Here is an 11,367-nt window from a genome sequence, read left to right on the forward strand (position 1 = left end):
CGCCACTGCTGTCCCGCAGCCTGCTGCTCACGCTGGAGTCGCTGACGGACGACGACATCGCGATGCTGCTCGACCGCGCGCTGACCGACGAGCGCGGGCTGAACGGCGAGTTCGAGCTGGCCGCCGATGCGCGCGACCACCTGCTGCGGATGGCCGGAGGAGACGCCCGTCGCGCCCTCACGTACCTCGAAGCAGCGGCCGGTGGAGCCCGCGCCAAGCACGAACAGGCGCTGAAGCTCGCGGCGGCCACGGCCCCCGAGTCTGCTGGTGAGGACGAGGTACCGACGCCGGCGGTGATCGACCTGGTCACGCTGGAAACGGCGGTGGATCGCGCCGCGGTGCGGTACGACCGGGCCGGTGACCAGCACTACGACGTCACCTCGGCGATGATCAAGTCGATCCGCGGCTCGGACGTGGACGCCGCCATGCACTACCTGGCCCGGATGATCGAGGCGGGGGAGGACCCGCGGTTCATCGCCCGCCGGCTGGTGATCTCGGCGAGTGAGGACATCGGCATGGGCGACCCGACCGCGCTCGGTGTCGCGGTCGCGGCCGCCGAGGCGGTGCAGTTGATCGGCATGCCGGAGGCGCGGATCAACCTCGCCCAGGCGGTCGTCGCGCTCGCGCTCGCGCCGAAGTCCAACGCGGTGATCATGGCCGTCGACGCGGCGATCGCGGACGTGAAGGCCGGCAAGGTCGGCCCGGTTCCGCCACACCTGCGCGACGCGCACTATGCCGGCGCCAAGAAGATCGGCCACGGCTCGTCGTACCAGTACTCACACAACGATCCGCGCGGTGTCCTTCCGCAGCAGTACGCCCCGGACGTGATCGACGGCACCGACTACTACACGCCGACCCGGCGCGGCGGCGAAGCGGCGTACGCGGATCGGGTCGCGGCCATCCGGAAGATCCTCCGAGACCGCAAATAGCCGCAAATCGTCGTACTGCGAGGACGCGGGTGTTCGCAGTACGGACGATCGTCGCCTCTGCGTACCGGGAGAATCACGCGATCGGGGCCAGGACGCTGTTCACGGACGGCGACCGGCCGCGGCGTTTGCGCTGGTAGGGCGGTGATTGCGGCGTACCCAGGGACGGGACGCACACCGGGCGGCGCCGGTCGGGTACTGATGGTGAGCTTCGACTGAAGCGTTCGACTGGGTAGGCTGCCTGACGGCCTGGGGGCGAAAGGTTCAGTTGTGAGTCACCCCAGTCCGAGGCACATCCGCCGGCGTCCCCCGATGATGAAGTTGGGCATCGGAGCCGCAGCTCTGGTGAGCGTTGCGGGATTCGCGTACTTCGTCCCGTTCGGATCCACCGACCCGGCCCGCAGTCAGACCCAGGCCCAGACCCCGTCGGCCGAGTCCACCCCCGAGGCCGGCCTCAGCGAGAGTACGTCGCGATCGAACGGCCGCCCGCCTTCGCCGGTCGGTAAGCCGCTCGTCCCGATCCCGGCGACCCCGTCGGCGACCGCTACCGATCCCACCACACCGTGGTGGATCCAGGCCTCGGACCGCGCGAGTTCCGACTCCGCGGGGCAGAGCTCCGGGACCACGACGTCGACCACGACCTCGCCGACGCCAACCACCCCGAAGACGACCCAGTCGACGCTCCCGAAGACAACACCGACGACGCCCCCGAAGACGACGAGCACCGCGACGACGACCGCCAAGCCCTCGACGCCGACCCCGACGACTCCGAAACCCAGTACGCCGAAACCCAGCACGCCCAAGCCCAGCACACCGAAACCGTCGACCCCGACGACGACAGCGACCACACCAACGACCCCGACCACGCCATCCACGCCATCCACGCCAGCCACCCCGGCCACCCCGCCGACGACCGCCACGATCCCGGCGACCCCGACCCTTCCGACCCTCCCCACGCTGCCCGGCATACCGATCATCACCGGCACCGTGACTCCCACCCTCCCGATCCCGCCGCAACACACCCAAACGGACGATTCATCCGGTAACTGACCCGGTTTGGTGAGCGACTGTGATGTGCGGGATGGTGTCCTGAAGCGGAGTGCGCTATTGCCCGCGATAAGGTCGGGCGGTCCACAAGGTCGCACGGAGTCGCTACGGGAAGGTGGATCGTTTTCCATGAGCGTCGGTGAAGTCGCGGGGCTGATAGCTGCCTGCGCGCTGCTCATCCTGGTAGGCCTGCTGGCCTATCCGATCCTGAAGCTCGGCAAGGTGTTCGACGAGACCCGGATCATGGTCAAGGGCGTCTCCGACTCCAGTGTCCCGCTGCTCGGCGAGGTGACCACCACCGTGGCCACCACCAACGCCCAGCTGGCGAAGGTGGACACCATCACCGACAACGCGACCACCGTGACGACCAACGCGGCCGCGTTGATGTCGCTGTTCTCGGCGACGGCGGGTGGCCCGCTGGTGAAGGCGGCCGCGTTCACCTACGGCGTCCGCCGGGCGCTCGGTGAGCAGCAGCGCAAGGACGTGTCCAGGCGCGTCAAGGAAGAGATGAAGGCCGAGCGGAAGGCGCGGAAGCGGTGAAGCGGATCTTCTGGCTGATCATCGGGATCGCCGTCGGCGTGTACGCCGTGACCCGGCTGAAGAAGCGGGTCCAGATCCTCGCTCCGGAGAGTGTCCAGGAGTCCACGGCCAAGCTGGCCGCCGCAGTCCGGCACTTCGGCGACCAGGTCCGCGAGGGCATGGCCGAGCGGGAGACCGAGCTGCGGGACGCGCTGGGTATTGAGAACACCAACGATCGTGAGGACTACCGGTAACACCCATGGAAACCAGTGAGATCAGGCGGCGGTTCCTGCAGTACTTCGAGGACCGGGGCCACACCGTGGTGCCGAGCGCGCCGCTGCCGTCGCCGGACCCGAACCTGCTCTTCAACGTCGCCGGCATGGCCCAGTTCGTGCCGTACTTCGTCGGCCAGCAGACCCCGCCGTACCCGCGCGCGACGAGCGTGCAGAAATGCGTGCGGACGCTCGACATCGACGAGGTCGGCAAGACCACCCGGCACGGCACGTTCTTCCAGATGAACGGCAACTTCTCCTTCGGCGATTACTTCAAGGAGAAGGCCATCGAGTACGCCTGGGAGCTGGTGACCAAACCGCAGAACGAGGGCGGTTACGGCTTCGACGAGTCCGTCCTGTACGCCTCGGTGTACTACGACGACGACGAGGCGATCGAGCTCTGGAAGCGGGTCGCCGGCCTGCCGGACGACCGGATCGTCCGACTCGGCATGAAGGACAACTTCTGGTCGATGGGGATCCCGGGTCCGTGCGGCCCGTGTTCGGAGATCCTGATCGACCGCGGCCCGGAGTTCGGCGCCGACCGGGACTGGGAGGCGGGCGACCGCTACCTGGAGTTCTGGAACCTGGTCTTCATGCAGAACATCCGCGGCGAGGGTGGCGGCAAGGAGGGCTACCCGATCCTCGGCGAGCTGCCGAAGAAGAACATCGACACCGGTCTCGGCCTGGAGCGGGTGGCCTACCTGCTGCAGGGCGTCGACAACATGTACGAGATCGACGAGATCTACCCGGTGATCGAGCGCGCGTCGGAGCTGAGCGGCCGCAAGTACGGCGCCGAACACGTCGACGACGTCCGGTTCCGGGTTGTCGCGGACCACGTCCGCAGTGCGCTGATGCTGATCGGTGACGGCGTCACCCCGGGCAACGAGCAGGGCGGGTACGTCCTGCGCCGGCTGCTGCGCCGCGCGATCCGCTCGATGCGGCTGCTGGGCTACGAGGACCCGAGCCTGGTCGAGCTGCTCCCGGTGAGCCTCGAGCAGATGAAGAAGTCGTACCCGGAGCTCGAGCCCGACTTCGGCCGGATCAGCCAGGTCGCGTACGCCGAGGAGGAGGCGTTCCGCCGTACCCTCACAGCCGGTACGACGATCTTCGACGTGGCGGTGCGCGACACCAAGGCCTCTGGGGCGCACCAGCTCGAGGGCGCGAAGGCCTTCCAGCTGCACGACACGTACGGCTTCCCGATCGACCTGACCGTCGAGATGGCGGCCGAGCAGGGCCTGAACGTCGACACCGAGGGCTTCCGCTCCCTGATGAAGGAGCAGCGCGAGCGTGCCAAGGCGGACGCCCGCGCCAAGAAGGCCGGTCACGCGGACACCTCGGGGTACCGGGAGCTGCGCGAGAAGGGCGTCACCGAGTTCACCGGGTACCAGGAGCTGGCGACGGACTCGCAGGTCCGCGGTCTGCTCCGTGACGGTGCGGTCGCCTCGTTCGCCGAGCAGGGCGAGACCGTCGAGGTCGTGCTGGAGAAGACCCCGTTCTACGCCGAGTCCGGTGGCCAGATCGCGGACGAGGGCCTGATCATCGGTGACGGCCTGAAGCTGAACGTGCTCGACGTGCAGCGGCCGGTCAAGGGCCTGGTCGTGCACAAGGTCGAGATCCTCGAGGGCGTACTGCGTCCCGGGACCGATGTGCACGCCGCGGTCGACCACGAGTGGCGGGTCTCGGCCTGCCAGGCGCACTCCGGGACGCACGTCGTGCACGCCGCGCTGCGCCAGGTGCTCGGCCCGAACGCGTTGCAGAGCGGTTCGTACAACAAGCCCGGTTACCTGCGGCTCGACTTCGCCTGGTCGTCGGCGCTCGACGCGGCCACCCGGTCCGAGATCGAAGAGGTCGCGAACCTCGCCGTACGGCAGGACCTGCCGGTGTCGGCGCAGTACATGACGCTCCCGGAGGCCCGGGACTGGGGTGCGCTGGCGCTGTTCGGCGAGACGTACGACGAGCAGGTCCGCGTGGTCGAGATCGGTGGCCCGTGGTCGCGTGAGCTCTGTGGTGGCACGCACGTGAAGCACTCGTCGCAGGTCGGCGCGGTGACTGTCACCGGCGAGTCGTCGGTCGGCGCGGGCGTGCGCCGGATCGAGGCGTTCGTCGGCATGGAGGCGCTGCACTTCCTCGGCCGCGAGCGGGCGCTGGTCCGGCTGCTCAGCGAGAACCTGAAGACCCGGCCGGAGGAGCTGCCCGCGAAGGTCGCCGACCTGTCGGAGCGGTTGCGCGCCGCCGAGAAGGAGCTCGAGAAGGTCCGCGCCGCGCAGGTGCTGCAGGCCGCGGGTGAGCTGGCGGCCAACCCGAAGGACGTCTTCGGCGTCCAGTACGTCGGTCATCGCGCGCCCGACGGCGTGAACGGCGGCGACCTGCGCAAGCTGGCGCTCGACGTCCGCGGCCGGTTGGGCAACGACAAGCCCGCCGTGGTCGCGGTGCTGAGCGTCAACGACGGCAAGCCCGGCGTGGTGGTCGCGCTCAACGACACCGCCCGCGAGTGGCGGCTGAAGGCCGGCGACCTGGTCCGGGTCGCGGCCGAGAAGCTCGGTGGCCGGGGCGGTGGCAAGGACGATGTCGCGCAAGGTGGCGGTACGGATCCGGCCGGTGCCGGCGACGCGCTGAGTGCCGTCGAGCACGCGATCGGGCACCAGGTGACCGGTTGACCGACGGTTTCGCACCGATCACGCAGCGCTGGCTGTGAGCCCGACTGTGAGACAGTGCAGATGAGAACGGGAGTGCGGATCGCCCTGGACATCGGCGACGCCCGGATCGGCGTCGCGAGCAGCGATCCGCACGGAATCCTCGCCACGCCTGTGGAGACTGTCCGCCGCGGGCCGGGAGATCTGGATAGGATCGCCGCACTCGCCGCCGAACTGGAGGCGTTCGAGATCGTGGTCGGCCTGCCGCGTTCCCTGTCGGGGGGCGAGGGACCGGCCGCGGTGAAGATCCGGGAAACGGCGGAGCAGGTGCGGGACAAGGTGCACGTGAACAACTCGGGGACGACGGTGCGGCTGGTGGACGAGCGGTTCACCACCGTCACCGCCGAACGGATGCTGCGGGAACGGGGAAAGAAAGGCTCCAAACGGCGCGCGGTGGTCGACCAGGCCGCGGCGGTCGTGATTCTGCAACATGCGCTCGACCTCGAGCGCGAGACCGGCAACCCACCCGGGAGGCCCCTGTGAACGGACCATCGGTGGACCAAGATGTCGACGAGGGCGAGGAGCAACGCGACGATCTGGGCAGCGGGCTCGGCCTGCGGGCCGAGACGCGGGTGGAGCGCCGGGCCAACCGGCGCCGGGCCCGTGGCCGCCGCGCCTTCGGCTGCTTCGCCGGACTGATCTCGCTGCTCGTCGTCGGCGCGATCGTGGCCGGTGCCGTGGTCGGCTTCGGCAAGGGCAAGGACGCCCTCGCGAACGTGTTCTCCGCGCCCGACTACTCAGGGCAGGGCACCGGCACGGTGATCGTGGAGATCTCCAACGGCCAAGGCTCCAGCTCGATCGCGGACACGCTCGAGAAGAAGGAAGTCGTGAAGAGCGCCCGCGCCTTCGAGCGGGCGGCCCGCGACGATCCGCGGGCCTTGCAGATTCAGGCCGCGACGTACACGCTGCGCAAGCACATGTCGGCCAAGGCCGCGCTCGAGCTGATGCTGAACACCGCGCAGTCGGTCCGGATCACCCGGTTCAGCGTCCCGGCCGGCAAGACGATGGCCGAGGTCGCGCTGATCCTGCAGAACCCGAAGCTCAAGCTGCCGAGCGGTTCCGTCGCGGGCGCGCTGGCCAAGCCCGCCACGCTCGGTCTCCCGTCGTACGCGCACAACAGCGCCGAGGGCTTCCTGTTCCCGGGCACGTACGACGTGCCGAAGGGCGCGACGGCGGTCTCGATGCTGAAGATGATGACGGCGAACTACGCGAAGGCCGCGTCGTCGCTGGACCTGGCGAACAGCGCGTCCCGCAAGGGTCTGGACCCGTACCAGGCGGTGATCGTCGCCAGCATCATCGGTGCCGAGACCAACAAACCGGCGGACTACGCGAAGGTCGCGCGGGTGATCTACAACCGGATGGCGGCCGGGATGTACCTGGGGATGGACTCGACGGTGCACTACGTGGTCGGCAAGGACGGCGGCGTGTTCACGACGCCCGAGCAGCGCAAGAACACCTCGCCGTTCAACACCTACAACCACAAGGGCCTGCCGCCGACGCCGATCAACTCGCCGACCCGCGAGCAGCTCAGCGCGGCGATCAACCCGGCGCCGGGATCGTGGAAGTACTTCACGCTGGTCAACCTGGACACCGGCGAGACCGCGTTCGCGACCACGTACGCCGAACACCAGGCCAACGTGGCGAAGTTCCAGACCTGGTGCCAGGCCCACAAGGGTCGCTGCTGATCATGCGGTGTCTTGTGCTGGGTTCGCCGATCGCGCACTCGTTGTCCCCGGCGATGCACCGGGCGGCGTACGCCGCGCTCGGGATGGACTGGACCTACGACGCGTTCGAGGTCGAGGAGGACGAGCTGCGCGGGTTCGTCGCGTCGCTCGGTGACGACGTCCGTGGGCTGTCGCTGACGATGCCGTTGAAGCGGGTGGCGCTGGACCTGGTCGACACCGTCGATCCCGTGGCGGAGCTGATCGGTGCGGCGAACACGATGCTGTTCGAGCCCGACGGATCCCGGTCCGCGCACAACACCGACGTACCCGGGCTGGTGAACGCGTTCGCCGAGCGGGGGATCACGGCGGCCGAGACGGCGGTCGTGATCGGTGGCGGTGCGACCGCGGCGTCGACGCTGGCGGCGCTGCGTGGGCTGCGGGTCAGCGAGGTGACCCTCGTCGTCCGGGACCTCTCGAAGGCGGAGCGGTTGCGGGACCTGGCCGCGGAGCTGGAGCTCCGGACGTCGGTCGCCGACTTCACCCAGGTCGAGCAGATCGGCGGCTTCGACCTGTGCGTGTCGACGCTGCCCGGCGGCGCGGTCGACCCGTGGGCAGAGCACTTCGCCGGCGTCGCGCCGGTGGTGTTCGACGTCGCGTATCACCCGTGGCCGACCAAGCTCGCGATCGCGGCGCACCGGATCGGTACCGAGCTGTTGAACGGACTTGACCTACTCGTGCATCAGGCGACCCTCCAAGTGGAGATGATGACGGGTAGGTCGCCGGCTCCTCTGGCGGCCATGAGAACGGCTGCTCGTGAGGAGTTGGGGGATCGTGAGCCTGCTTGACCGCCGTACGGTACTGAAGGCCGGCGGTGCCGCCGCCGCTGTGACGCTGGCCGGTTGTGGGAACTCGAAGAAGGACGCCGGGGGGTCGACGAGCCCTTCGCAGACGGCTACGGCCACTACGTCGAACACACCGACCACATCAGCGCCGAGCTCGACCACTCCGAGCTCGACCCCGAGCAGCACGCCCAGTACGTCTGCCCCGACGCTCACGTCCGCGGTCCCGAACTGGAACAGCTTCGCCCGCTCGCTCCAGGGCCGCCTCTACCTGCCGGCCTCGTCCGGGTACGCCGCCGCGCACCAGCTCTTCAACCCGCGCTGGGACAGCGTCCGCCCGGCCGCCGTGGTCAAGGCCGCGAACCCCGCCGACGTCCAGAAGGCGATCAACTTCGCCCGCGCCAACAAACTCGTGCTCGTCCCGAAGAGCGGCGGGCACTCGTACGTCGGCGCGTCGACGATCGCCAACGGCATGCAGGTCGATGTCGGCGCGCTCAAAGGCATGAGCTACTCGAACGGCGTCCTCACCGTCGGCGCGGGCGCGCACCTGTACGACGTGCACGCGTTCCTCGACCGTTACGGCCGCTCACTGCCGACCGGGACCTGCCCGACCGTCGGTGTCGCCGGCCTCACGCTCGGCGGCGGCATGGGGATCCACACCCGCACATTCGGGCTGACCTGTGACCGGGTCGTCTCGATGGGCGTCGTCACCGCGGACGGGAAGGCGCACACGGTCAGCGCGTCCGCCGAGCCGGACCTGTTCGCGGCCCTGCGGGGCGGCGGCGGTGGCAATCTCGGGGTGGTGACGTCGTTCCAGTTCGCGACGATCCCGGGGACCAAGCTCGGGTTCTTCCGGCTGAGCTGGCCGGAGTCGCAGGCGGCGGCCGTCGTCCGCGGCTGGCAGAAGTTCGCCCAGACCGCGCGGGCGACGTCCTGGGGCAACCTGCACATCGATGCCAACAGCAACGGTACGTTGTCGGTCCACGTGCTCGGTGTCTCCACCACCGGCAACGCGAACGCGGCGGCCGCGCAGCTCGAGTCGTTCGTCGGCGCGAAGGCGTCGTCTCGCTCGATCACGGTGAAGTCACACATGGAAGCGGTGAAGTACCTCGGCGGTGGGTCGACGAGTCCGCGCCAAGGGTTCCAGGCCGGCTCCGACGTCCTCAAGGGACCGATGGACGCGGCAACGATCACCTCGCTGCTCGGCGCAGTGAAGGCGGCGGCCCGGGCTCGAACGCCGGCGTCGGCGATCCTCGACCCGCTCGGCGGTCAGGCGACGGAGCAGCCGGCGGGCGGCTCGGCGTGGCCGTGGCGCAGCGCGCTGGCCGTGATCCAGTGGTACTCGTCGTCGCAGGGCAAGAGCGCGCAGACCTTCATCTCCAACGGCCACCGCGCCGTCCGGTCCGCCACCGCCGGCGGTTACGTGAACTACCTCGAGACCGGACGAGCGGTGAGTTCGTACTACGGCGGCAGCGTGGCGAAGCTGGAGGCCGCGAAGCGGAAGTACGACCCGGGCAACTTCTTCCACACGCCGTACACCTTCGCTTAGCTAGTCTTCGCCCGTGAAACTTTGGCGGGTGCTCGCGGGCGTGCTGGCTGTTGGATTCGTCGCTGCCGGGGTGACGCCTGCCTGGGCCTGCGCCTGCGGCGGCTTCATGCCGGACGCCCAGTCCCGGGCCCGTTCGTACGGCGAGAACGCGCTCGTCCAGTACTCCGGCAGGACCGAGAAGATCACGCTCTCGATGGAGATCAACGGCTCGTCGAAGAAGGCCGCGTGGATCATGCCGGTGCCGGCCGCCGCGAAGGTGGAGCTCGGCGACGACACGCTGTTCAACCGGCTGGACCGGATCACGCGGCCGAAGATCGTGTCCAAGACGACCTACTGGCCGTTCCGCGGGCGCGGGCTGGGGCTCATGGGCGGCCGCGGCGACTCCGCGGGCGCCCCGGCCGCGAGCGGGGTGAACGTCCAGCAGCAGATGGTGCTCGGGCCGTTCGCGGTCGCGCGGCTCACCGGCTCGAGCGGTGCGGCCGTGACCGACTGGCTGCGCACCAACGGGTACGTCGTTCCCGCGACACTCGCGGCGAACCTCACGCCGTACCTGTCGGAGAAGTGGGAGATCGTGGCGGTCAAGCTCGCGCCGAAGCGGGACGGTGAGTCGCTGATCGGCTCGACCCCGCCGCTCGCGCTGACGTTCGCGTCGGACCGGATCGTGTACCCGATGCGGCTGAGCAAGGGGGCGACCACCGCACAGACCGTGACGGTGTACGTCGCCGCCGAGCACCGGGTCGACGCCACCAAGCTCCCGGACGCCGACGTCCGCCCCGAGCTGCTGTTCGCGGGCCGGGTCGAGGATGACGCGACGCTGACGAAGCCGGCCGACTTCCTGACCGCGTACACGGTCACCTACCGCGAGCCGGGCCGGATCACCGACGACTTCACGTTCGCGCCCGCGGCCACTGACGACGAGTTCCAACGGGTCGAGGTGATCACCACGAACCATGGGTTCTGGAGCACCCTCGGGGTGATCTTCGGCGGACTGCTGCTCATCGGCGGCGGCGCGGCGGTGATCGCGCGGACGCAGGTACGGCGCTCCGCCCAACGCATCGTCTAGGCTCCTGGATCGTGCCGGCCGACAACGCGTTGCTCGCTGCGGGGATCGGGGTCGTCGCCTGCGGACCCGCGGCGGCTGTCCTCGGGCCCTGGCTGATGCGCCGCATCCCGGAGCCCGTGCTGGACGAGGGCGAGACCAAGGTCCCGTACGCGTCACTGGCCGGCCGGAGCGCGGCGTACTGGTGCGGTGGGCTCGCGGCTGTGGCCGGGGGAGTGCTCGGCTGGATGCTCGGGCTGGACGCCGTACTGCCCGCGTGGCTGCTGCTCGCGGTGGCCGGCGCAGTGCTCGGGTACATCGACGCTCGGACGCGCTTCCTGCCATCGGTGATCATCTGGCCGACGTACGCCGTCGTCGGTGTCGCGCTGCTCGGCGCGGCGGTGGCGACCGGCGACTGGAGTTCGTTGCGCCGGGCAGCGATCGCCGGTGCGATCGGGTTCGCGGTGTTCTACGTGCTGTGGTTCGCGTTCCCGCGCGGTGTCGGGTTCGGCGACGTCCGGCTGTCCGGCTTGCTCGGGCTGGCGCTCGGTTGGCTGGGCTGGGGACAGTTCGTCTCCGGTCTGTACGGCGGGTTCTTCCTCGGTGCCGTGGTCGGGATCGTGCTGATCGCGGCCAAGGTGATGACCCGCAAACAGATGGTCCCGTTCGGGCCGTTCATGCTCGTCGGGGCGCTGGCCGGCGTGCTGCTCGGCGCGCCGTTGGAGCACCTGTACGCCGGATAGATGAGTCCCGGACTCCTCCAGATGGTTGATGTGCGGGGATCGCTCCGCTTCATAGGGTCGAGGTATTCGAACTCTG

At 69.4% G+C, this 11,367-nt stretch carries 11 protein-coding genes; 10 read left to right on the forward strand and 1 reads right to left on the reverse strand.

The features are described 5' to 3' along the window. Positions 1 to 929 (forward strand): AAA family ATPase (locus ACWGID_RS35570; RefSeq protein ID WP_452203741.1); only part of this gene is annotated, 929 nt, incomplete at its 5' end. A 401-nt stretch (positions 930 to 1,330) separates the two neighbouring features. Here the strand turns inward: ACWGID_RS35570 and ACWGID_RS35575 are convergent. Next, positions 1,331 to 1,924, reverse strand: coding sequence for a hypothetical protein (locus ACWGID_RS35575; protein WP_452203742.1), 594 nt, complete (start codon positions 1,922 to 1,924; stop codon positions 1,331 to 1,333). Between the two features lie 178 nt (positions 1,925 to 2,102). Between ACWGID_RS35575 and ACWGID_RS35580 the strand changes: the two genes are divergently transcribed. Genes ACWGID_RS35580 through ACWGID_RS35620 form a run of 9 tightly spaced genes read left to right on the forward strand, consistent with a single transcriptional unit; the run spans position 2,103 to position 11,291 of the window. Continuing rightward, on the forward strand, positions 2,103 to 2,513 hold the full coding sequence (locus tag ACWGID_RS35580) for a DUF948 domain-containing protein (RefSeq protein ID WP_130388436.1): 411 nt from the start codon (positions 2,103 to 2,105) through the stop codon (positions 2,511 to 2,513). Next, entirely contained in the window at positions 2,510 to 2,746 is a 237-nt protein-coding gene (locus ACWGID_RS35585; protein ID WP_452203743.1) for a DUF6167 family protein, read from the forward strand. The genes ACWGID_RS35580 and ACWGID_RS35585 overlap by 4 nt, the downstream gene beginning before the upstream one ends. A 5-nt stretch (positions 2,747 to 2,751) precedes the next feature. Beyond that, positions 2,752 to 5,421, forward strand: a complete 2,670-nt coding sequence (gene alaS, locus ACWGID_RS35590; protein WP_452203744.1) for an alanine--tRNA ligase — start codon at positions 2,752 to 2,754, stop codon at positions 5,419 to 5,421. Between the two features lie 60 nt (positions 5,422 to 5,481). Further along, on the forward strand, positions 5,482 to 5,940 hold the full coding sequence (gene ruvX, locus ACWGID_RS35595; protein WP_387785239.1) for a Holliday junction resolvase RuvX: 459 nt from the start codon (positions 5,482 to 5,484) through the stop codon (positions 5,938 to 5,940). An 11-nt stretch (positions 5,941 to 5,951) separates the two neighbouring features. Next, positions 5,952 to 7,142, forward strand: a complete 1,191-nt coding sequence (gene mltG / locus ACWGID_RS35600; RefSeq protein ID WP_452203745.1) for an endolytic transglycosylase MltG — start codon at positions 5,952 to 5,954, stop codon at positions 7,140 to 7,142. A 2-nt stretch (positions 7,143 to 7,144) separates the two neighbouring features. Next, positions 7,145 to 7,966, forward strand: coding sequence for a shikimate dehydrogenase (locus ACWGID_RS35605; RefSeq protein WP_452203746.1), 822 nt, complete (start codon positions 7,145 to 7,147; stop codon positions 7,964 to 7,966). Continuing rightward, positions 7,953 to 9,509 carry an FAD-binding protein gene (locus ACWGID_RS35610; protein ID WP_452203747.1) on the forward strand — a complete coding sequence of 519 codons (1,557 nt, stop codon included), beginning with the start codon at positions 7,953 to 7,955 and terminating at the stop codon, positions 9,507 to 9,509. Before ACWGID_RS35605 ends, ACWGID_RS35610 begins: the two co-directional genes overlap by 14 nt. A 13-nt stretch (positions 9,510 to 9,522) precedes the next feature. Then, the gene (locus ACWGID_RS35615; RefSeq protein WP_452203748.1) at positions 9,523 to 10,572 is read left to right on the forward strand and encodes a DUF2330 domain-containing protein; all 1,050 of its coding nucleotides are present in this window, start codon (positions 9,523 to 9,525) and stop codon (positions 10,570 to 10,572) included. 11 nt (positions 10,573 to 10,583) lie between these two features. Then, positions 10,584 to 11,291, forward strand: coding sequence for a prepilin peptidase (locus ACWGID_RS35620; RefSeq protein ID WP_452203749.1), 708 nt, complete (start codon positions 10,584 to 10,586; stop codon positions 11,289 to 11,291). Positions 11,292 to 11,367: the final 76 nt, after the last annotated feature.

The organism is Kribbella sp. NPDC054772, assembly GCF_053611945.1.

What these genes read in the sequence shown, in the direction of transcription:
- ACWGID_RS35580 (WP_130388436.1), top strand. Translation starts at nt 2,103, where the DNA reads ATGAGCGTCGGTGAAGTCGCGGGGCTGATAGCTGCCTGCGCGCTGCTC.
- alaS (WP_452203744.1), top strand. Translation starts at nt 2,752, where the DNA reads ATGGAAACCAGTGAGATCAGGCGGCGGTTCCTGCAGTACTTCGAGGAC.
- ruvX (WP_387785239.1), top strand. Translation starts at nt 5,482, where the DNA reads ATGAGAACGGGAGTGCGGATCGCCCTGGACATCGGCGACGCCCGGATC.
- ACWGID_RS35605 (WP_452203746.1), top strand. Translation starts at nt 7,145, where the DNA reads ATGCGGTGTCTTGTGCTGGGTTCGCCGATCGCGCACTCGTTGTCCCCG.